17 protein-coding genes and 1 tRNA gene are annotated in these 20,320 nt (G+C 62.5%); 12 read left to right on the top strand and 6 right to left on the bottom strand.

Annotated features, from left to right (window positions below; all coding sequences use genetic code 11):
* Positions 1–7 precede the first annotated feature (7 nt).
* The 5 genes from ACK59Z_RS08020 (at position 8) to ACK59Z_RS08000 (ending at position 5,246) form a co-directional block, all read left to right on the top strand.
* Positions 8–706, top strand: coding sequence for a pseudouridine synthase (locus ACK59Z_RS08020; protein ID WP_014859152.1), 699 nt, complete (start codon positions 8–10; stop codon positions 704–706).
* 336 nt (positions 707–1,042) lie between these two features.
* Positions 1,043–1,930 (top strand): (R)-3-hydroxydecanoyl-ACP:CoA transacylase, encoded by an 888-nt coding sequence (gene phaG, locus ACK59Z_RS08015; protein WP_003252003.1) that lies wholly within the window; start codon positions 1,043–1,045, stop codon positions 1,928–1,930.
* Between the two features lie 111 nt (positions 1,931–2,041).
* Positions 2,042–2,115, top strand: a tRNA-Gly gene (locus tag ACK59Z_RS08010).
* 210 nt (positions 2,116–2,325) lie between these two features.
* Positions 2,326–4,032 (top strand): SulP family inorganic anion transporter, encoded by a 1,707-nt coding sequence (locus tag ACK59Z_RS08005; RefSeq protein WP_004575156.1) that lies wholly within the window; start codon positions 2,326–2,328, stop codon positions 4,030–4,032.
* Positions 4,033–4,235: 203 nt separating this feature from the next.
* Complete coding sequence (locus ACK59Z_RS08000) at positions 4,236–5,246, top strand: DUF4917 family protein (RefSeq protein WP_409292753.1); 1,011 nt, start codon at positions 4,236–4,238, stop codon at positions 5,244–5,246.
* Positions 5,247–5,279: 33 nt separating this feature from the next.
* On the opposite strand, the gene ACK59Z_RS07995 is transcribed toward ACK59Z_RS08000, so the two are convergent.
* Positions 5,280–6,494, bottom strand: a complete 1,215-nt coding sequence (locus ACK59Z_RS07995) for an SAM-dependent methyltransferase (RefSeq protein ID WP_004575154.1) — start codon at positions 6,492–6,494, stop codon at positions 5,280–5,282.
* A gap of 165 nt (positions 6,495–6,659) precedes the next feature.
* The gene (locus ACK59Z_RS07990; protein WP_003251995.1) at positions 6,660–7,277 is read right to left on the bottom strand and encodes a TPM domain-containing protein; all 618 of its coding nucleotides are present in this window, start codon (positions 7,275–7,277) and stop codon (positions 6,660–6,662) included.
* A gap of 186 nt (positions 7,278–7,463) precedes the next feature.
* Here ACK59Z_RS07990 and bglX point away from each other — a divergent pair, with 186 nt between their 5' ends.
* From bglX to ACK59Z_RS07970, 4 genes are all read left to right on the top strand, one after another.
* Complete coding sequence (bglX, locus tag ACK59Z_RS07985) at positions 7,464–9,755, top strand: beta-glucosidase BglX (RefSeq protein WP_019752464.1); 2,292 nt, start codon at positions 7,464–7,466, stop codon at positions 9,753–9,755.
* An 86-nt stretch (positions 9,756–9,841) separates the two neighbouring features.
* On the top strand, positions 9,842–11,599 hold the full coding sequence (locus ACK59Z_RS07980; protein WP_108191220.1) for an ATP-binding protein: 1,758 nt from the start codon (positions 9,842–9,844) through the stop codon (positions 11,597–11,599).
* Positions 11,593–12,927 carry a sigma-54-dependent transcriptional regulator gene (locus ACK59Z_RS07975; RefSeq protein WP_409292750.1) on the top strand — a complete coding sequence of 445 codons (1,335 nt, stop codon included), beginning with the start codon at positions 11,593–11,595 and terminating at the stop codon, positions 12,925–12,927. Before ACK59Z_RS07980 ends, ACK59Z_RS07975 begins: the two co-directional genes overlap by 7 nt.
* A gap of 254 nt (positions 12,928–13,181) precedes the next feature.
* Positions 13,182–14,501 (top strand): MFS transporter, encoded by a 1,320-nt coding sequence (locus ACK59Z_RS07970; protein ID WP_108191247.1) that lies wholly within the window; start codon positions 13,182–13,184, stop codon positions 14,499–14,501.
* 118 nt (positions 14,502–14,619) lie between these two features.
* Here ACK59Z_RS07970 and ACK59Z_RS07965 read toward each other — a convergent pair whose 3' ends face one another.
* The gene (locus ACK59Z_RS07965; protein WP_108191221.1) at positions 14,620–15,372 is read right to left on the bottom strand and encodes a hypothetical protein; all 753 of its coding nucleotides are present in this window, start codon (positions 15,370–15,372) and stop codon (positions 14,620–14,622) included.
* A gap of 342 nt (positions 15,373–15,714) precedes the next feature.
* On the opposite strand from ACK59Z_RS07965, the gene ACK59Z_RS07960 reads away from it, so the two are divergent.
* Together ACK59Z_RS07960 and ACK59Z_RS07955 are read left to right on the top strand one after the other, a co-directional pair.
* Positions 15,715–16,119 carry a heme utilization protein gene (locus tag ACK59Z_RS07960; RefSeq protein WP_270103261.1) on the top strand — a complete coding sequence of 135 codons (405 nt, stop codon included), beginning with the start codon at positions 15,715–15,717 and terminating at the stop codon, positions 16,117–16,119.
* A gap of 119 nt (positions 16,120–16,238) precedes the next feature.
* Positions 16,239–16,844 carry a flavin reductase family protein gene (locus ACK59Z_RS07955; RefSeq protein ID WP_004575149.1) on the top strand — a complete coding sequence of 202 codons (606 nt, stop codon included), beginning with the start codon at positions 16,239–16,241 and terminating at the stop codon, positions 16,842–16,844.
* Here ACK59Z_RS07955 and ACK59Z_RS07950 read toward each other — a convergent pair whose 3' ends face one another.
* Complete coding sequence (locus tag ACK59Z_RS07950) at positions 16,845–17,111, bottom strand: hypothetical protein (RefSeq protein ID WP_108191223.1); 267 nt, start codon at positions 17,109–17,111, stop codon at positions 16,845–16,847.
* Positions 17,112–17,127: 16 nt separating this feature from the next.
* The gene (locus ACK59Z_RS07945) at positions 17,128–17,421 is read right to left on the bottom strand and encodes a putative quinol monooxygenase (RefSeq protein WP_003251976.1); all 294 of its coding nucleotides are present in this window, start codon (positions 17,419–17,421) and stop codon (positions 17,128–17,130) included.
* A 202-nt stretch (positions 17,422–17,623) separates the two neighbouring features.
* Between ACK59Z_RS07945 and ACK59Z_RS07940 the strand changes: the two genes are divergently transcribed.
* Positions 17,624–18,544: an AraC family transcriptional regulator gene (locus ACK59Z_RS07940; RefSeq protein WP_003251974.1), complete on the top strand. Its 921-nt coding sequence runs from the start codon at positions 17,624–17,626 to the stop codon at positions 18,542–18,544.
* Between the two features lie 136 nt (positions 18,545–18,680).
* Here the strand turns inward: ACK59Z_RS07940 and ACK59Z_RS07935 are convergent, their stop codons facing one another.
* A complete protein-coding gene (locus ACK59Z_RS07935) occupies positions 18,681–20,318 on the bottom strand; it encodes a 5-guanidino-2-oxopentanoate decarboxylase (RefSeq protein WP_108191225.1) in 1,638 nt (545 codons plus the stop codon).
* Between the last annotated feature and the right edge of the window lie 2 nt (positions 20,319–20,320).

Genomic DNA, 20,320 nt, shown 5'->3' with positions numbered 1-20,320 from the left:
CGTTGCCATGCGCCTTGACCGTTTCCTCGCCAACCTGCCCAGCTACAACCGCCAGCAAGTTCGCCTGATGCTGGCGCAACGCCGCGTGCGGGTGGACGGCAAGGTCGCCAGTGACCCGCTGACCGACGTGCGTGAATTCAGCCGCGTAGAGCTGGATGAGCAACTGCTGCAGGCCGGCCGGCCGGCCCGCTACCTGATGCTGTACAAGCCCACTGGCTGCGTAAGCGCCACCCACGATCCGCAACACCGCACCGTTCTCGACCTGCTGCCCACGGCGTTGCGAGATGACCTGCACATAGCCGGGCGCCTGGATTTCAACACCACCGGCCTGATGATCCTGACCAACGATGGCCAGTGGTCACGGCGCCTGACCCAGCCTGCGACCAAGCTGCCCAAGCATTATCTGGTGGACACCGAGGACGAGATTGGCGAGCACTATGTGGCCAAGTTTCGCGAGGGTTTCTATTTTGCCTTCGAAGACCTCACCACCCAACCAGCCCAGCTGGAGATCCTCGGCCCCCACCGAGCCCGGCTGGCGATCGTCGAGGGGCGGTACCACCAGGTCAAGCGCATGTTCGGGCACTTCAACAACAAGGTGGTGGGGCTGCATCGGGAGAGCATGGGAGCGATCCGGCTGGATCCGGGGTTGGCGCCGGGGGAGTATCGTGAACTGACGGCCAATGAGATAGCCACTGTCCAGGCGTGACAGACAGCCGGTGTCGTCACACGACCGCTCAGCGACAAAAGTCACATTACTTACCGAACGGCACTTGCGCGATCCCCAACCCACTGCTTGAATCCAAATCGTCAGTCCGCATGTGACTACCAAGTCACACCTGCAGCCAATGACACTTTTTGCCGGCCACCCAAAGCCTAGATGCCTTGGGGCACGGCAAATTGCCCGCCAAAAACAATACCGTCGACGCAAGTGCCAAGGATCGACACAGGGCCCCCGGATTATCTTCAGGCAAATGCCTACCTGTCATAAAGAACGTGCACCCTAGGTGACGCGAATACCCTTTTTGCGCCAGGAGTCGATGACATGAGGCCAGAAATCGCTGTACTTGATATCCAAGGTCAGTATCGGGTTTACACGGAGTTCTATCGCGCGGATGCGGCCGAAAACACGATCATCCTGATCAACGGCTCGCTGGCCACCACGGCCTCGTTCGCCCAGACGGTACGTAACCTGCACCCACAGTTCAACGTGGTTCTGTTCGACCAGCCGTATTCAGGCAAGTCCAAGCCGCACAACCGTCAGGAACGGCTGATCAGCAAGGAGACCGAGGCGCATATCCTTCTTGAGCTGATCGAGCACTTCCAGGCAGACCACGTGATGTCTTTTTCGTGGGGTGGCGCAAGCACGCTGCTGGCGCTGGCGCACCAGCCGCGGTACGTGAAGAAGGCAGTGGTGAGTTCGTTCTCGCCAGTGATCAACGAGCCAATGCGCGACTATCTGGACCGTGGCTGCCAGTACCTGGCCGCCTGCGACCGTTATCAGGTCGGCAACCTGGTCAATGACACCATCGGCAAGCACTTGCCGTCGCTGTTCAAACGCTTCAACTACCGCCATGTGAGCAGCCTGGACAGCCACGAGTACGCACAGATGCACTTCCACATCAACCAGGTGCTGGAGCACGACCTGGAACGTGCGCTGCAAGGCGCGCGCAATATCAACATCCCGGTGTTGTTCATCAACGGCGAACGCGACGAGTACACCACGGTCGAAGATGCGCGGCAGTTCAGCAAGCATGTGGGCAGAAGCCAGTTCAGCGTGATCCGCGATGCGGGCCACTTCCTGGACATGGAGAACAAGACCGCCTGCGAGAACACCCGCAGTGTCATGCTGGGGTTCCTCAAGCCAACCGTGCGTGAACCCCGCCAACGTTACCAACCCGTGCAACAGGGGCAGCATGCATTTGCCATCTGAGCGGCTCGGCGCCTTGTAGCCAATACCCGCAGGCCACGGGGCGCCGACAAGCTTTTTTATAACTTGGGCTTCTAATTCGCTGAAGGTTCTGGTAAAAAGTCGAGCTCAGATGCGGGTATAGTTTAGTGGCAAAACGAAAGCTTCCCAAGCTTTAGTTGAGGGTTCGATTCCCTCTACCCGCTCCACATCGCATTCCCGCATGGCGTTCCAGCAACGTCATCGCAGTCAAAAGGAGCCAAGGCTCCTTTTTTCGTTTTTCACCCTGCCTTGACCTGGCCCATGGCCATTTACCCACCGATCCGCTTCAATGCGCATCGGGCCTTTGCGTGCGCAAGCGAAACGGCTTGTGGCGGATAGGCTCAATGGATTCGTGAAACCATTCGAAAGGACAACGCATGTTTCTCTCCCGCTGGCTACCAGGCCTTGCCAATCTGCTGCACTACCGCCGTGAATGGTTCCACGCCGATCTGCAAGCGGGCCTGTCGGTAGCCGCGATCCAGATTCCCATTGCCATTGCCTATGCGCAGATCGTCGGGCTGCCGCCGCAATATGGCCTGTACGCCTGTGTGCTACCGATGATGGTCTATGCGCTGATCGGTAGCTCGCGCCAGCTGATGGTCGGCCCCGACGCCGCCACCTGCGCGATGATCGCCGGTGCCGTGGCACCGCTGGCCCTGGGTGACCCGCAGCGCATCGTCGAACTGTCGGTGATCGTCACCGTGCTGGTCGGCGTGATGCTGATTGCCGCGGGCCTGGCGCGCGCCGGGTTCATCGCCAGCTTCTTCTCGCGGCCGATCCTGATCGGCTACCTCAACGGTATCGGCCTGAGCCTGATCGCCGGGCAGCTGTCCAAGGTGGTGGGCTTCCAGATCGAGGGCGACGGTTTCATCCTCAGCCTGATCAACTTCTTCCAGCGCCTGGGGGAAATTCACTGGGTCACATTGATCATCGGCCTGGCCGCCCTGGGCCTGCTCATCTGGCTGCCACGGCGCTACCCGCGCCTGCCCGCAGCCCTCACGGTAGTGGCGCTGTTCATGCTGCTGGTTGGCCTGTTCGGCCTCGACCGCTTCGGCGTTGCCGTCCTTGGGCCGGTACCTGCAGGCATCCCGCAACTGGCCTGGCCACACAGCAACCTGGCGGAAATGAAGAGCCTGCTGCGCGACGCCCTGGGTATCGCCACCGTCAGCTTCTGCAGCGCCATGCTTACCGCACGCAGCTTTGCCGCCCGGCATGGCTATGCGATCAACGCCAACCACGAATTCGTCGCCCTGGGCGTGAGCAACCTGGCGGCCGGGATTTCCCAGGGCTTTGCCATCAGCGGTGCCGACTCGCGCACTGCAGTCAACGATATGGTCGGTGGCAAAAGCCAGCTGGTGGGCATCATCGCGGCACTGGTGATCGCCCTGATCCTGCTGTTCTTCACCGCGCCCATGGCCTGGATCCCGCAGGCTGCGCTGGGCGCCGTGCTGCTGATGGCTGGCTGGGGGCTGATCGACATCAAATCGCTGGGGCATATCCGGCGTCTAAGCCGCTTCGAGTTCTGGCTGTGCCTGCTGACCACGGCGGGCGTACTGAGCCTGGGCGTGCTGCCCGGCATCGTGTTTGCCGTGACCCTGGCGATCCTGCGCCTGCTTTACAGCATCTATCAGCCCACCGATGCCGTACTGGGCTGGCTGCCGGGCACCGAAGGCCAAGTGGACATCCGCAAGTTCAAAGACGCCCGCACCGTGCCTGGCCTGGTGGTGTACCGCTTCGACGACGCCATCCTGTTCTTCAATGCTGACTACTTCAAGATGCGCCTGCTTGAAGCCGTGCAAAGCCAGGACCAGCCTAAAGCCGTGCTGTTCGATGCCGAAGCGGTAACCAGCATTGATGTCAGCGGCATCGCCGCCCTGCGCGAAGTGCGTGACACCCTGGCGGCTCAAGGCATCCTCTTCGCCATCGCCCGCGCCCGTGGCACTTTCCTGCGCATGCTGGTGCGCTCGGGGATGGCGCGGGACATGGAAGAAAAACTGCTATTCGGCTCGGTACGCGCGGGGATTCGTGCGTACCGCGTGTGGCGCAACCGAAACCGCAGTGTGCAAGTGACCGAACAGGGTTAGCGGCTTTCATCCTGTTCAACCTGCTGCGCCTTTGCAGGCCCTTTCGCGGGTGAACCCGCTCCTACATGGACTTGTAGGGGCGGGTTTACCCGCGAAAGGGCCTGCACAGACAACACAAAACCATCGCCCTGACACCAACCCTCGCATACCTCGCATGACATGCTAAAGTCGCCCCGTTCCCCGCACCACCCAACGGATCCAGCATGCCCGCACTTGATGCCACCCTTACCCCCTGGCCAGAACTCGCCGCCCGCCACCCCTGCGACGCCCTGCTGCTGGGCAATGGCGCAAGCCGCGCAGTATGGAAGCCGTTCGGCTACTTCTCGCTGTTCGAGCAAGCGCAACGCGCAGGCCGCAAGAAAGGCCTGGCGGTCAGTGACCAGGCACTGTTCAAGTCCTTGGGCACGGAACTGTTCGAGCCGGTGCTCAGCGCCCTCAACACCACCGTGCGTACCAATGCCGCACTGGCCATCAACTCCACCGCGCCGCTGAACCGCTACTACTCGATCAAGGAAGCGTTGATTCACGCTGTGCGCACGGTGCATCTGCCCTGGCCGCTGATGCCGAAGGCCACACTGGCAACCCTCAATCAGGCGCTGCGCGGCTATCGAAGCGTCTACACCAGCAACTACGACCTGGTGCTGCCATGGGCCGTGCAGCACGCCCCGAATGGCTTCGCCGAACTGTTCGACGAACAAGGCTATTTCGACGTGCGACGCACCGGCAGCGAAGGTACCCGGGTGCTGCACCTGCATGGCGGCCTGCACCTGCTCAAGCTGCCCGACGGCACCACCCGCCAGCGCAGCGCTGAAAGCGCCGAACTGCTCGATGGGTTTGCCGTGAATATCCCGGGTGAAGTACCGCTGTTCGTCAACGAAGACCGCAGCGACGAAAAACTGCGCGCTATCCGCAACTCGGACTATCTGAGCTGGTGCCTGGGGCAGCTGGCGCAGGAAAACCAAGGGATATGCCTGTTCGGGCAGCATCTGGACAGCAGTGACCGGCACCTGCTCGACGCTGTGCGCCAAGCCCGTCCGCAACAGCTATCCATTGCCATTCGGCCGCTGGGCGAGGCGTCGGTGATCAATCAGAAGCAGCATTTTGCAGATCGTTTCGGGGATTTGCCGGGGACGGTGCTGCATTTCTTTGATGCCAGCACCCATCCGTTGGGGCAGGCAGCATTGGCTATCGAAGTGCCCTCTGCTCAGCGCTGACAAGGTGCCCGGCAGGCGTACCGGTGGGTGGCGTCAGAGCAACCCATCCGCGCGCAACAACGTTTCCAGGCAATGCTCCTGCACCCCATAGAACGCCTTGAGCTGGGCAATCTTCTCCAGCAACGCCCCGTTATCCCCCGCCTGCCGCCGTTTCACCGCAAGAATCATCTTGTTCTTGTTGGTGTGTTCCAGCGAGATGAACTCGAACACCTTGGTTTCATAGCCACAGGCTTCCAGGTACAGCGCGCGCAGGCTGTCGGTCAGCATTTCGGCCTGCTGGCCCAGGTGCAGGCCATACTGCAGCATGGGTTGCAGCAACCCTGGGCTGTGCAATTGCGGGCGGATCTGCTTGTGGCAGCACGGCGAGCACATGATGATCGCGGCGTTGCAGCGGATACCGGTGTGGATGGCGTAGTCAGTGGCGATGTCACAGGCATGCAAGGCAATCATCACCTCGATGGCCTCAGGCACCACGCTGCGTACATCACCACACTGGAACTCCAGGCCCGGATGGTCGAGGCGTGCGGCCGCGGCGTTGCACAGGTCGACCATGTCCTGGCGCAGCTCCACGCCGGTCACCTGTGCGTCACGGCCCAGACTGTTGCGCAGGTAGTCATGCATGGCAAAGGTCAGGTAGCCCTTGCCCGAACCGAAGTCGGCCACCCGCAGCGCCTGTTCCGTCGACACCGGTGCATTGGCCAGGGCGTGATCGAAGACCTCGATGAATTTGTTGATCTGCTTCCACTTGCGTGACATGGACGGGATCAGTGCGCCTTGTGCGTCGGTCACACCGAGGTCACGCAGAAACGGCCGCGACAGCTCCAGATAACGCTTCTTCTCGCGGTCATGCCCGCTGCCCGCATCGGCCACGCGCGGTGCCTGGGCACCGTGGCGCTGGAGCATCGGTTTGCCCTTCTTGCTGAAGGTCAACTGCACTTCGCCGTCAGCATCGAACAGGTGGGCATTGCGGAAGCTGTCCGGCAGCAGTTCGGCAACCAGCACCTGGGCCTGATCCAGCGGCAGGTTGCGGGTAATGTCGCGGGTCTGGTGGCGGTAGACCAGCGACAGGCACGGCTGGCCCTTGACCTGCAGCGGCTTGGCAATGATCCGTTGCAAGGTCTGGTCGGCACCGACATGGCGCGCCAGCACCAGCTTGACCAGGGTTTCGCCGTACAGGGCGGCGTTCAGCAGGTCGAGAAACTGAGCGCGCGCATCCGGCGCGCAAGAGGCAGAAGTACTGGCGGACATGAAAAGGGGGCCTTGGGTAGCGGAACGCCTATTCTAACGTGCCGCAGGCACCCTGTGGGAGCAGGCTTGCCCGCGAACACCGGCAAAGCCGGTGGCAGACACCGCGTCGCCTGACTCGCGGGCAAGCCCGCTCCTACAGGGAATCCAGCAAGGCTGGGCGCACCTTCAGTCGAGAATCACCAAGCGGTTGGGCAATTCGTTGCGTGCATGGGTTGGCGGCACGTGCTGGCTAAGCAGCTCGCCACACGCTTCGATGCACTCGACAAAGCCCTGCAAGGTGCGGCCCTGGCGCACCTGCTCGGCCAAGCGGGCACCGATGGCCGCGCGGGCTTCGGCATCCAGGCAGTGTTCGATACCCCGATCGACCAGGATCTCCACATGCCGCTCCGCCTCGCTGACGAAAATCAGCACGCCCGTGGCGCCTGCTGTGCGCTGCAGGTTCTGCTCGCGAAACTGCTGGCGGGCCAGGCGCGCGGCACGCCAGCGGCGCAAGGCACGGGGGATCAGCCAGTCGGCCAGGCGCGGGTTGCGCAGCAGCAGGCACAAAACGACGAACAGCAGCACGTTGCCCATCAGCACGCCACGCACGCTGGGCCAAGCCAGCAGCCAGTGCAACAGACCGGGCACGGTCAGTGCCAGCACGGCGGCCCACAACAACGGCCAATACGCATAATCGTCGGCACGACGGGCAAGCACCGTCACCAGTTCGGCATCGGTACGCCGTTCGGCACGGGCAATGGCTTCGGCAATCTGCCGTTGATGGTATTCGTCGAAGGGGGTCATGCCGTCGGTCTCTTGAGCATTCTTATAGTTGTTATCCCAGCATTCGGGGCTTCATCCGCAGGCGACATATTCAGGCATAATCCGCCGCTGGAAGAATTGCCTGCAAATCGTACAACAATAGCCGCCTGAAAACTTCGGTCGCGCACGTATCACCGTGGATACGGCAGAGGCCCCAAAACGGAATTGATGATGAAACTGTCTTTGCTGGGCCTGGCCATGGGCCTTGCCAGTCAGGCGGCCCTCGCCGCCCCCACCGCCCCGCCCCTGCAGGACAAGCAGGCATTCATCGAGCATCTGATCAGCCAGATGACCGAAGCCGAGAAAATCGGCCAGTTGCGCCTGATCAGCATCGGCCCGGAAATGCCCCGCGACAAGATCCGCGAGGAAATCGCCGCCGGCCGTATCGGTGGCACCTTCAACTCCCGCACGGCCCCCGAAAACCGGCCGATGCAGGACGCGGCCATGCGCAGCCGCCTGAAGATCCCGATGTTCTTCGCCTACGACACCGTCCACGGCGAGCGCACCATCTTCCCGATCGGCCTGGGCATGGCCGCTACCTGGGACATGGAGGCCGTCGCCAAGGTCGGCCGCACCGCCGCGATCGAAGCCTCGGCCGACGCCCTGGACATGACGTTCGCGCCAATGGTGGATATCGCCCGTGACCCGCGCTGGGGCCGCACCAGTGAAGGCTTCGGCGAAGACACCTACCTGACCTCGAGAATCGGCCAGGTAATGGTGCGCTCGTTCCAGGGCAGCAGCCCGGCCAACCCCGACAGCATCATGGCCATCGTCAAACATTTCGCCTTGTATGGCGCCGTGGAAGGCGGGCGCGACTACAACACGGTCGATATGAGCCTGCCGAAAATGTACAACGACTACCTGCCACCCTATCGCGCCGCGCTCGATGCGGGTGCCGGTGGCGTGATGGTGGCGCTGAACTCGATCAACGGCGTACCGGCCACCTCCAACACCTGGCTGATGAACGACCTGCTGCGCAAGGAGTGGGGCTTCAAGGGCGTGACCATCAGCGACCACGGTGCCATCCAGGAGCTGATTCGCCACGGCGTCGCCCGTGATGGCCGTGAAGCCGCCAAGCTGGCGATCAAGGCCGGCATCGACATGAGCATGAACGATACCCTGTACGGCGAAGAGCTGCCGGGCCTGCTGAAGTCCGGTGAGGTGACCCAGCGCGAGCTGGACCAGGCGGTGCGTGAAGTGCTGGGTGCCAAGTACGACATGGGCCTGTTCAAAGACCCGTACGTGCGCATCGGCAAGGCCGAAACCGACCTGAAGGACTACTACGGCAACGACCGCCTGCACCGCGAAGCTGCGCGTGACGTGGCACGCCGCAGCCTGGTGCTGCTGGAAAACCGCAACCAGACCCTGCCACTGAAAAAGGCCGGCACCATTGCCTTGGTCGGCCCGCTGGCCGATGCCCCGATCGACATGATGGGCAGCTGGGCCGCCGACGGTAAACCCGTCCACTCGGTGACCGTGCGCGAAGGCTTGCGCCGCGCCGTGGAAGGCAAGGCCAAGCTGGTCTACGCCAAAGGCTCCAACGTCACGGGTGACAAGGCGATACTCGACTACCTGAACTTCCTCAACTTCGATGCCCCGGAAATCGTCGACGACCCACGCCCGCCTGCCGTGCTGATCGATGAAGCAGTCAAAGCGGCGAAGCAATCCGACGTCGTGGTCGCCGTGGTCGGCGAGTCCCGTGGCATGTCCCACGAGTCGTCGAGCCGCACCACCCTGGAGATCCCGGCCAGCCAGCGCGAGCTGATCAAGGCGCTCAAGGCCACCGGCAAACCGCTGGTGCTGGTGTTGATGAACGGCCGGCCGCTGTCGATCAGTTGGGAGCGCGAGCAGGCCGACGCCATCCTCGAAACCTGGTTCGCCGGCACCGAAGGCGGCAATGCCATCGCCGACGTGCTGTTTGGCGACTACAACCCCTCCGGCAAGCTGGCCATTACCTTCCCACGGTCGGTGGGGCAGATCCCGATGTACTACAACCACACCCGCATCGGCCGGCCGTTCACGCCGGGCAAGCCGGGCAACTACACCTCGCAATACTTCGAAGAACCCAACGGGCCGCTTTACCCGTTCGGCTATGGCTTAAGCTACAGCAGCTTCGAGCTGTCGGGCCTGAACCTGTCGAGCAAGGATCTCAAGCGCGGCGATACGCTGGAAGCCAAGGTAACGGTCAAGAACACCGGCAAGGTTGCAGGCGAGACGGTGGTGCAGCTGTACCTGCAGGATGTGTCGGCATCGATGAGTCGCCCAATGAAAGAGCTGAAAAACTTCCAGAAGCTGATGCTTGAACCGGGTGAAACCCGCACGTTGACCTTCCGCATCAGCGAAGACGACCTGAAGTTCTACAATGGCCAGTTGCAGCGGGTTGCCGAACCAGGGGAGTTCAATGTCCAGGTAGGGCTGGACTCCCAGGCGGTGCAGCAGCAGAGCTTTGAATTGCTTTGACTGAAAAAGGCCGCCTGTTCCGGCCTCTTCTCGGGTAAACCCGCGAAGAGGCCGGCCCCGATATCCCGCCACCGGATCCGCCCCCGATGCCCTTTTCCTTTCGCGCCCTGCGTCTGGGGCTGATCACCCTGCTGATCGTGCTGGGTACCGCACTCAGCGCCGGCTGGGCCATGCACCAGGCCAAGCGCCAGGCCATGGAAGACGACGCCAAGCGTGCCAGCCAGCAACTGGGCCTGTACGCCAACGCACTGCACACCCTGATCGATCGCTACCGTGCCCTCCCCGCCGTGCTGGCGCTGGACCCGGAGCTGATCGCAGCCTTGCGCGGCCCGGTCGACGAAAAGGTTCAGAACGCCCTGAACCTCAAGCTCGAACGCATCAATGGCGCCGCCAATTCCTCCACCCTCGAGCTGCTCGACCGCACCGGGCTGGCCATTGCCGCCAGCAACTGGCGGCTGCCCAGCAGCTACGTCGGCTCCAACTACGGTTTCCGCCCCTACTTCAAGCAAACCCGCAGCCAGGGCAGTGGCCGCTTCTATGCCGTGGGCGTGACCAGTGGCGTGCCGGGCTACTTCCTCGCCAGCGCGGTGAACGACGAGCATGGCCGATTCCTTGGCGCCATGGTGGTCAAGCTGGAGTTCCCCGAGCTGGAACGCGAATGGCGACAGGGCAACGATATCCTGTTGGTCAGCGACGCCCGCGGCATCACTTTCATCGCAAACCAGGATGGCTGGCGCTACCGCGAGCTTCAGCCGCTCAGTGGCGCCGACCGTGCCGAGCTGGCCGAAACCCGCCAGTACGACAAGCAACCGCTGGTGCCGCTACACCATCAGGTGCTGACGCGGTTTGCCCCCTACAGCACCCTTAGCCGCGTGCAAGGCCCCGAGGGTAGTACCGAGTACCTGTGGGAAAGCCTGCCGCTGGAAGGCGAAAACTGGACCTTGCACCTGCTGCGCAAACCGCAGGTTGCTGCCGACGGCCGTAATGCCGCGCTTGGCGCCGCCGCCGTCTGGCTGAGCCTGGTGTTCGCCGCCCTTTTCGTCAGCCAACGCCTGCGCCTGGCACGCCTGCGCCAGCGCAGCCGGCAAGAACTCGAACGCCAGGTCGAAGAACGCACCCGCGAGCTGCGCACTGCCCAGGAAGGCCTGGTGCAATCAGCCAAGCTCGCCGCTCTCGGGCAGATGTCGGCGGCCATGGCCCACGAAATCAACCAGCCGCTGACCACCCAGCGTATGCAGCTGGAAACCCTGCGCCTGCTGCTTGACCATGGTCGCTATGACGAAGCGCGGCAAGCGCTGGAGCCACTGGAACAGATGCTCACGCGCATGGCAGCACTTACCAGCCACCTGAAAACCTTTGCCCGCAACAGCCCGATGGGCCTGCGTGAACGCCTTGACCTGGCAACCGTGGTCGACCAGGCCTTGCACCTGCTGGAAGCGCGCCTTCGCAACGAAGAAGTGGAAGTGGCGCTGTACCTGGCACGCCCGGCCTGGGTACGCGGCGATGCCATCCGCCTGGAGCAGGTGCTGATAAACCTCCTGCACAATGCACTCGACGCCATGCTCGACAAGCGTTACAAACGCCTGGAGATCCGCATCGAACCCGACGGGGCACTATGGCGCCTGAGTGTGCTCGACTCGGGTGGTGGCATTGCCGAAGCCGACCTGGCCAAGGTCTTCGACCCGTTCTTCACCACCAAACCGGTGGGGGAAGGGCTAGGGCTGGGCCTGGCCATTTCTTACGGCATCGTCCACGAGGCCGGCGGCCAGCTGCGGGCCGAAAACCTGCCTGGCGGCGCGCGCCTGAGCCTTACCCTGCCCCGTGACCTGGAGCCTGTATGTTGAATTCGGTGATCGTCGTCGATGATGAAGCCAGTATCCGCACTGCTGTCGAGCAATGGCTGAGTCTGTCTGGCTTCAGCGTGCAGTTGTTCGCTCACGCCGAAGCGTGCCTGGCACACCTGCCGCAGCACTTCCCTGGGGTGATCATCAGCGATGTGCGCATGCCGGGCATGGATGGCCTGCAATTGCTCGAACGCCTGCAGGCGAACGACCCCGACCTGCCCGTGATTCTGCTGACCGGTCACGGTGATGTACCGATGGCGGTAGAAGCCATGCGCATGGGGGCCTATGACTTCCTGGAAAAACCCTTCACGCCGCAAGACTTGCTGGGCAGCCTGCGCCGCGCCCTGGAAAAGCGCCAGCTGGTACTTGAGAACCGCCGGCTCCACGAGCAGGCCGACCTCAAGTCACGCCTGGAAGTCACGCTACTGGGCATGTCCCAGGGCCTGCAACAGCTGCGCCGGCAAGTGCTGGACCTGGCCGGCCTGCCGGTGAACGTGCTGATTCGCGGTGAAACCGGCAGTGGCAAGGAGCGGGTGGCCCGCTGCCTGCACGACTTTGGCCCCCGTGCCGCCAAGCCCTTTGTAGCCCTTAACTGCGCAGCCATCCCCGAGTCGTTGTTCGAGGCCGAACTGTTCGGCCATGAGAGCGGCGCCTTCACGGGCGCCCAGGGTAAACGGATCGGCAAGCTGGAATATGCCAACGGTGGCACCGTGTTCCTCGACGAAATCGAGAGCATGCCACTGGCCCAACAGGCCAAGCTGTTGCGGGTGATACAGGAGCAGAAGCTGGAGCGCCTGGGGGCCAACCAGAGCATCAGCGTGGACCTGCGCATCATTGCTGCGACCAAGCCCGACCTGCTCGAGGAGGCTCGTGCCGGGCGCTTCCGCGAAGACCTGGCCTACCGCCTGAACGTGGCCGAATTGCGCCTGGCACCGCTGCGCGAGCGGCGGGAGGACATTCCGCTGCTGTTCGAACACTTTGCCCGTGCTGCAGGGGAAAAGCTGGGGCGCACCCCCCCGCCGCTATCGGCTGCACAGCTGGCGCAGCTGCTGTCACATGATTGGCCTGGCAACGTGCGTGAGCTGGCCAATGCGGCGGAGCGGCATGCGCTGGGGCTAGGTTCGCCAAACATCGAGGTGGCACCTGCCGGGCAGTCGCTGGGCGAGCAGATGGAAGCATTCGAGGCGCAATGCCTGCGCGCGGCCTTGCGTCAGCATGGGGGCGAGATCAAGTCGGTGATGGAGGCGTTGCAACTGCCGCGGCGCACCCTTAACGAGAAGATGCAACGGCATGGGCTGGTGCGCGAGGATTTTGTTGGGCAGGAATGAGCGGAAATCCGCTTATGACCTGCACCTGGTAGGCAAAAAACCGCTTATCACCTCGAGATTCCGGGCTGCTTTGCAGCCCTTCGCAGGCAAGCCCGCTCCCGCAAAGGGCAGCGCAAGCCCCACTACTGTGCCGGTTTTGGGGTATTGGATGCCCTGAAATGAATCAGCCCGCCCCCATTTGGCACACCTTCTGCAATTGCCTTGGCAAGCTGCGCCACGGCGCGCTCCACAAAAACAACGAGAAGGTATCCCTGATGGATAACGCCACCTCCCTGCCCGCCGGGGCGGCCACCGCGCCTGCCGCAGAAAAAACCACCGCCAGCCGCCTGAAGTCGATTTTCAGCGGGTCCATCGGCAACATGGTCGAATGGTACGACTGGTACGTCTACGCCGCATTCTCGCTGTACTTCGCCAAGGCCTTCTTCCCCGCCGGCGACTCCACCGCACAACTGCTAAATACCGCTGCGATCTTCGCCGTGGGCTTCCTCATGCGCCCGATCGGTGGCTGGCTGATGGGCCTGTACGCCGACCGCAAGGGCCGCAAGGCCGCGCTGATGGCGTCGGTACTGCTCATGTGCGCAGGCTCGCTGGTCATCGCCCTGACCCCAGGTTATGAAACCATCGGCGTCGCCGCACCTGTCCTGCTGGTCATCGCGCGCCTGCTGCAGGGCCTGTCGGTGGGTGGTGAATACGGCACCTCGGCCACCTACCTCAGCGAAATGGCCAGCAAGGAGCGCCGTGGTTTCTTCTCCAGCTTCCAGTACGTGACCCTGATCTCTGGCCAGCTCATCGCCCTGGCGGTACTGATCATCCTGCAACAGACCCTGACCACCGAGCAGTTGTACGCCTGGGGCTGGCGCGTGCCGTTCGTGATCGGTGCGCTGTGCGCCGTGGTGGCCCTGTACCTGCGTCGTGGCATGGAAGAAACCGCCTCGTTCACCAAGAAGGAAAAGGCCAAGGAAAGCCTGATGCGCACCCTGCTGCGTCACCCCAAGGAGCTGATGACCGTCGTTGGCCTGACCATGGGCGGCACCCTGGCCTTCTACACCTACACCACCTACATGCAGAAATACCTGGTCAACACCGTGGGCATGAGCATCAGTGACTCAACCACCATCTCGGCCGCCACGCTGTTCCTGTTCATGTGCCTGCAGCCAGTGATCGGTGGTCTGTCCGACAAGATCGGCCGCCGTCCGATCCTGATCGCCTTCGGTGTGCTCGGCACCCTGTTCACCGTCCCCATCCTCAGCACCCTGCACACCATCCAGACCTGGTGGGGTGCGTTCTTCCTGATCATGGCCGCACTGATCATCGTAAGCGGCTATACCTCGATCAACGCCGTGGTCAAAGCCGAGCTGTTCCCTACCGAGATTCGCGCCCTGGGCGTGGGCCTGCCGTATGCCCTGACCGTGTCGATCTTCGGTGGCACCGCCGAATACGTGGCCCTGTGGTTCAAAAGCGCTGGGATGGAGAGCGGCTTTTACTGGTATGTCACCGCCTGTATCGCCTGCTCGCTGCTGGTTTACGCGACCATGAAAGACACCAAGCAGCACTCGCGGATTACCACTGAGTGAATGCGAAGCCGAAATGAAAAGGGCGCACCGTTTCAGGTGCGCCCTTTTCATTTGTTCGATCAGCACTTATGTCGCTGACTAAACATTCTATTCGGCTCACTCGTACCTGAAAGCCGGTTCAGGACATCTCAAGCGCCTGTCGCGGGTCACGACGCTGAGACCAGTTGGCCATCAGCACCAGCACCAGCAACACCCCGCCCAGCACAGCCGAAGAGCCGACCGTGCCGAAGTCCAGGCCGCCCTTTTCATGGGGTTTGGTGAGGAAGTCGCCCAAGGTGGCGCCAAACGGCCGGGTGAGCACGAACGCGACCCAGAACAACACCACGCCGGGAATACGCGTCCAGTAGCGGGCGACCACCACCAGTGCAATGGTACTGCCAATCAACAGCGCACCGCCGGCAAAGCCCAGCCCCGAGTCATCGGCCAGGTAGTCGCCCAGCGCTGTGCCAAGGGTGTTGGAAAACAGGATTGCCACCCAGTAGAACAGCTCGCCCGTTCGGTTCTTGATGCGGTTGACATCCAGCGGGTTGCCGCTAAGGCGCCAGGCCAGGAAGGTAAGCAGCAGGATGCCGATGAGGAGGGCCGATCCCGTGGCATAACCCAGGCCCAGGGTGCGGTCCATGAAGTCGGAGATGGTGGTGCCAGCGGTACTGGTGGAGAGAATCACCAGCCAATACAACATCGGGTGGTAGCGGCGTGAGTAAAGCTGGCCGACCAAGGTCAGCAGGAACACGCTGATCAGCATCAACGAGCTAAGTGCATAGCCGATGTTCAACGTCATCGACAGCAAGTCGCCTGCCGTTTCGCCAAGGGTAGTTGCGCAGATCTTCATGACCCAGAAGGCCAAGGTGATTTGCGGGAGTTTGTTCATTGTTGTGCCGCTCCAGTCTAAGGTGCGGCGATGGTGCTGAGGTGCATCTGAAAAAACGGTTGGTGACGCATGAAAAAAGCGTTGATAGAACTTTGAAACAAGATATTTCGTTCTTAACGCCCCATTAATTCCCGCTCTTCAATCTGCAATGGCTGAGAAAACGACGACGCGAGTGCTTGCAGCGAGTGGATGACCCCGCTGCCTGACTCACGCGCAGCGCACACAGACACATCTATTTATTCGATTTTTATGCGCTATTATTTGCGCTTTTTAATCAAATTTATAGGCGTAGGATTAAACCCATAGAAACAAACAACCTCTCGCACCCTCGGAGCAGCAACCATGAAAAACAAACTGATCCTTACCCTGGCCCTCTCGGTTTTCGCAGCTGGCGCCTTCGCCGAAGATGGCTTCGACCGGACCGACGCTCACACCTTTGCCGCGGTTCAAACCCAGCAAGCCAGCTACGCTGAAGACGGCTTCGACCGCACCGGCGGCCAGCGCTTCGCCGAAGACGGCTTCGACCGCACCGGTGGCCAGCGCTTCGCCGAAGACGGCTTCGACCGCACCGGTGGCCAACGCTTCGCTGAAGACGGCTTCGACCGCACCGGCGGCCAACGCTTCGCTGAAGACGGCTTCGACCGCACCGGTGGCCAACGCTTCGCCGAAGACGGCTTCGACCGCACCGGCGGCCAGCGCTTCGCTGAAGACGGCTTCGACCGCACCAACGCGCACCGCATCAGCTGATACCTGATTGCGAGCACCCAGCCCGGCTTCGGCCGGGCTTGATCATTTGCACACGAGCTCAGGCTTGGCACACTAGGCACCTTGTCCACCAGGAGGTAGGGCCAACAAGCCCAGCACAGATGTATTACTACGAACCCGCCAAAGGCCACGGCCTGCCGCACGACCCGTTCAATGCCATCGTCGGTCCCCGCCCTATCGGCTGGATCTCCTCTCAGGACCGCGAAGGCCGCCTGAATCTGGCGCCTTACAGCTTCTTCAATGCGTTCAACTACATCCCGCCGATCATCGGTTTCTGCAGCGTCGGGCGCAAAGACAGCCTGAACAACATCGAGCAGACCGGTGAGTTCGTCTGGAACCTGGCCACCCGCCCACTGGCCGAGCAAATGAACCTGAGCTGCGCACCGGTTGCTGCCGAAGTGAACGAATTCGAATTGAGCGGCCTCACTGCCGCACCGTCTAGCATCGTCAAGGTGCCGCGCGTGGGTGAAACGCCGGTAGCCTTCGAGTGCAAGGTCAGCCAGATCGTCCAGCTCAAGCGCGCCGACCAGCAAGAGGTGCCCAGCTGGCTGATCCTTGGGGAAGTGGTGGCGGTGCACATTGCCGAGCACCTGTTGAACAACGGCATCTACGATACCGCTGCCGCCGAGCCGATCCTGCGTGGGGGTGGCCCGGCGGATTATTTCGAGCTGGGCAACCTGTTCAAGATGGCCCGGCCGCCGGCCTGATCACCAGACCAGCTCACCCTCTTCGCTGACGCCCTGCAGGCGTTGCAGCTCGGCGGTGGCCGCTTCGTCGGCGGCCACAGCGCCCTTGAACACCTGCCCGTCGAGAACCTTGTGAAAACGCGGCGCGCCGCCCATGCCCAAGGCTTTGACTGCGATGGCCGCGTTGTAGCCGCCACCGTCCACCGGCACCATCGCCGATACCGCTTCGAAATGAGTGAATTCCCTACGTGCCATGTTGCTGTCCGCGTGATTGAACAAGGGCGTCACTTTACCTCATCCACGCTCAATCGAAGGTATGCAAGTCCAGGCTGCTGACCACCTGAGCCTGCACCAGCTCACCGAACACCTCCAGTGTCGGTGAAGCAAAGTAGCCACTCATCGCCTGCTGGTCCTGCCAGCTTCCGCTGAGCAACCACAGGTCAGCATCAGCCTGAGAACGCTGCACGGTGAAACTCAGGCATCCCGGTGCACGCAGCGAGGGCTCGAGCAGGTCACGCAGGCGCGCGCCCAGCTCTGCCGAGCGCCCGCTGCTGGCACGGATGAAAGCAAGGTGGGTGACCGGTTGTTTAAGGGTCATTGCACAATCTCCTTGAAGCAGGCGGACGGAAAGGCCAGGCTGCCAAGGTTAGGCGCTCACCCGCGCGGCGCGTTAGGCCATTACTGCATGTCGATTGCCTGATCCTGTAGCGCGGCAGGATCAGGCAATCGACATGCAGCTTTCGACTAGCGCCCGTCTTTGCCCAAACCTATGCTGCGTCGGTCAGCAGAGGAAAGCCATCATGACCACCGCCACGTCCACCGAACCGACCCTGGAACTGCAGCGCCTGGAGCTGGCCGAGCTGATCAACCGCCACGCGGGCGAGCCCTATGGCCCAGCATCGGCCATCGATGACCTGTACCTGGTGCGTTACACCGAAAATGTGCGTTCTGTACCCACCCTGGCGCAGCCTGCCCTGTGCATCCTTGCCCAGGGCAGCAAAAGCCTGTTCCTGGGTGACGAGCAATACGCCTACGACCCACTGCATTACATGGTCGTTTCGGTGACCTTGCCACTCAGTGCCGTGAGGCTGGATGCCAGCCCCGAGAACCCAAGCCTGGGCCTGCGCATGGACCTGGACCCGGCCGAGATCAGCCAGCTGATCGCCGAGAGCGGACCGATGCTGGTACCCAATCGACCTTCCGGCCGGGGTTTGTATGTGGAAAGAACTGATGCCGCGTTACTCGATGCCCTGCTGCGGTTGCTGCGGCTGCTGGACACCCCGCGCGACATCGCAATGCTGGCGCCGCTGTTCCGCCGCGAGATTCTCTACCGCCTGCTGCGTGGGCCGCAGGGTTACCGGCTGTATGAAATTGCCTTGGCCAACAGCCAGACCCACCGGGTTTGCCAGGCCATCACTTGGCTCAACAACAACTTCCAACAGCCGCTGCGTATCGAGGACCTGGCCCGTGAGGTCAACCTCAGCACCTCGACCTTGCACCACCGCTTCAAGGCCGTGACCTCGATGAGCCCGCTTCAGTACCAGAAGCAACTGCGCCTGCAAGAGGCGCGGCGGCTGATGTTGAACGACGGGCTGGAGGCGGCGGTGGCGGCTTATCGGGTGGGTTATGAAAGCCCGTCGCAATTCAGCCGTGAATACAGCCGGCTTTACGGCGCGCCGCCAATTCGCGATGTGGCTCGGTTGCGGGCTACTGCGGTCTGAAGCTCAACACTCGCCTGCACCGGCGCTTTCGCGGGTAAACCCGCTCCTACAGGTTTTTGCACACATGCGAAAATTGCGTGGCACCTGCAGGAGCGGGTGAACCCGCGAAGCGGCCGCTACAGGCAATCGCAATGCTTCAACCCAACACCGCGGCCTGCCACTGATTCTGGTCCACCTGAATCAAGGTCGGCCCCTTGCGCTCCACCGCTTGCCCGAGCGCGGCCTGCAATTGGGCAATATCGGCCACGTTCTCTGCTGCCGCGCCCAACGCTCGCGCCACGCCGATGAAATCCGGGGTATGGATATCCACCCCGACCGGCTCGATCGTCCGATTGACCATGTATTTCTTGATTTCCTCGTACCCCTGGTTATTCCACAGCAGCACGATCAGCGGTACCTGTGCCTCCACTGCACTGGCCAGTTCCGGCAGGGTGAACTGCAAACCACCATCACCAATCAGGCACACCGCCGGAGCGCGTTCGACGGCCTGCTCGGCACTGCCCAACCAGGCGCCCATGGCTGCTGGCAACGCATAACCCAAGGTGCCGTAACCGGTCGAGGCGTTGAACCAGCGGCGTGGCTGCTCCATGTCGAGTGTCAGGTTGCCGGTGTACACAGGTTGGGTCGAGTCGCCCACCAGAATCGCATCAGGCAGGCGCTCCAGTATGGCGCTCAGCAAACGCGTCTGGCTCAGGGTGGGCTGGTCCCAGTTTGCCGCCAGGACCTTGCGCAGGTCGGCCACGCGGGCCACGCCCCAAGTGCTTTCGTGCACTGGCTGCGGCTGAGCTTGCAGGGCACCGAGCAGCGCTTCGGCTGCCAGCTCGGCATCGGCTACCAGCGCCAGCTCCGGCAGATAATTACGCACGGTCTGGTCCGGGTCGATGTCAATGCGCAGCAGCCTGCCCGGGATCTCGAAGCCTCCCTTGAAGGTCACGTCATAATCGGTTTCAGCCAGTTCGGTACCGATCGCCAGCACCACGTCGGCCTCGGCCACCAGCGCCCGTGTGGCGGGTAACGACTGGGTCGAGCCGATCTGCAATGGGTGGCTGGCAGGCAGCAAGCCTTTGGCATTGATGGTCAGCGCCACCGGGGCCTGAAGGTGTTCGGCCAGGCGTGCCAGCGCAGCGCCCGCAGCCAACGCCCCGCCACCGGCCAGAATCAGCGGCCGACGTGCACTGGCCAGTCGCTCAGCCATCTGCGCCACTGCCTGCGGTGCAGCCCCTGCCCGACTGCCCCGTACAGGGCGGCCCGGCAGCAGGAAGTCGGCCGGTTCAACCAGCACATCGAGCGGGATTTCGATATGCACCGGGCGTGGCCGGGCACTGTCGAACACGGCAAATGCCCGGGCCAGCACCTGCGGCAAGTCGGCTGCACTCATCAAGGTGTGGGAAAACGCCGCCACACCCGATACCAGCGCGGCTTGGTTGGGCAGTTCGTGCAGCTTGCCACGGCCACCGCCCAGCTGGTCACGGGACTGCACGCTGGAAATCACCAGCATCGGGATCGAGTCGGCATAGGCCTGGCCCATGGCAGTGGTGATATTGGTCATGCCCGGGCCGGTGATAATGAAGCACACCCCGGGTTTGCCGCGGGTGCGCGCATAGCCGTCAGCCATGAACCCAGCACCTTGCTCATGACGTGGGGTGATGTGGCGAATGGAAGAGCCCGCCAGGCCACGATAGAGCTCCACGGTATGTACACCGGGGATGCCGAAGACATGATCGACGCCATAGCCTTCAAGGAGTTTGACCAGTACTTCGCCGCAGGTTGCCATCA

The sequence above is a fragment of the Pseudomonas sp. KCJK9058 genome, from assembly GCF_046230975.1.
In the GTDB taxonomy this organism is placed as follows: Bacteria; Pseudomonadota; Gammaproteobacteria; order Pseudomonadales; family Pseudomonadaceae; genus Aquipseudomonas; species Aquipseudomonas alloputida.
This window is presented reverse-complemented; position numbering and strand designations above follow the sequence as displayed.

Bases quoted from the DNA above. Each gene is read 5' to 3' on its own strand.
- ACK59Z_RS07955 (WP_004575149.1), top strand. From the start codon at position 16,239: ATGTATTACTACGAACCCGCCAAAGGCCACGGCCTGCCGCACGACCCG.
- ACK59Z_RS07980 (WP_108191220.1), top strand. From the start codon at position 9,842: ATGCCCTTTTCCTTTCGCGCCCTGCGTCTGGGGCTGATCACCCTGCTG.
- ACK59Z_RS07945 (WP_003251976.1), bottom strand. From the start codon at position 17,421: ATGACCCTTAAACAACCGGTCACCCACCTTGCTTTCATCCGTGCCAGC.
- bglX (WP_019752464.1), top strand. From the start codon at position 7,464: ATGATGAAACTGTCTTTGCTGGGCCTGGCCATGGGCCTTGCCAGTCAG.
- ACK59Z_RS07990 (WP_003251995.1), bottom strand. From the start codon at position 7,277: ATGACCCCCTTCGACGAATACCATCAACGGCAGATTGCCGAAGCCATT.
- ACK59Z_RS08000 (WP_409292753.1), top strand. From the start codon at position 4,236: ATGCCCGCACTTGATGCCACCCTTACCCCCTGGCCAGAACTCGCCGCC.
- ACK59Z_RS07935 (WP_108191225.1), bottom strand. From the start codon at position 20,318: ATGGCAACCTGCGGCGAAGTACTGGTCAAACTCCTTGAAGGCTATGGC.
- ACK59Z_RS08005 (WP_004575156.1), top strand. From the start codon at position 2,326: ATGTTTCTCTCCCGCTGGCTACCAGGCCTTGCCAATCTGCTGCACTAC.
- ACK59Z_RS07965 (WP_108191221.1), bottom strand. From the start codon at position 15,372: ATGAACAAACTCCCGCAAATCACCTTGGCCTTCTGGGTCATGAAGATC.
- phaG (WP_003252003.1), top strand. From the start codon at position 1,043: ATGAGGCCAGAAATCGCTGTACTTGATATCCAAGGTCAGTATCGGGTT.
- ACK59Z_RS07975 (WP_409292750.1), top strand. From the start codon at position 11,593: ATGTTGAATTCGGTGATCGTCGTCGATGATGAAGCCAGTATCCGCACT.
- ACK59Z_RS07970 (WP_108191247.1), top strand. From the start codon at position 13,182: ATGGATAACGCCACCTCCCTGCCCGCCGGGGCGGCCACCGCGCCTGCC.
- ACK59Z_RS07940 (WP_003251974.1), top strand. From the start codon at position 17,624: ATGACCACCGCCACGTCCACCGAACCGACCCTGGAACTGCAGCGCCTG.
- ACK59Z_RS07995 (WP_004575154.1), bottom strand. From the start codon at position 6,494: ATGTCCGCCAGTACTTCTGCCTCTTGCGCGCCGGATGCGCGCGCTCAG.
- ACK59Z_RS07960 (WP_270103261.1), top strand. From the start codon at position 15,715: ATGAAAAACAAACTGATCCTTACCCTGGCCCTCTCGGTTTTCGCAGCT.
- ACK59Z_RS08020 (WP_014859152.1), top strand. From the start codon at position 8: ATGCGCCTTGACCGTTTCCTCGCCAACCTGCCCAGCTACAACCGCCAG.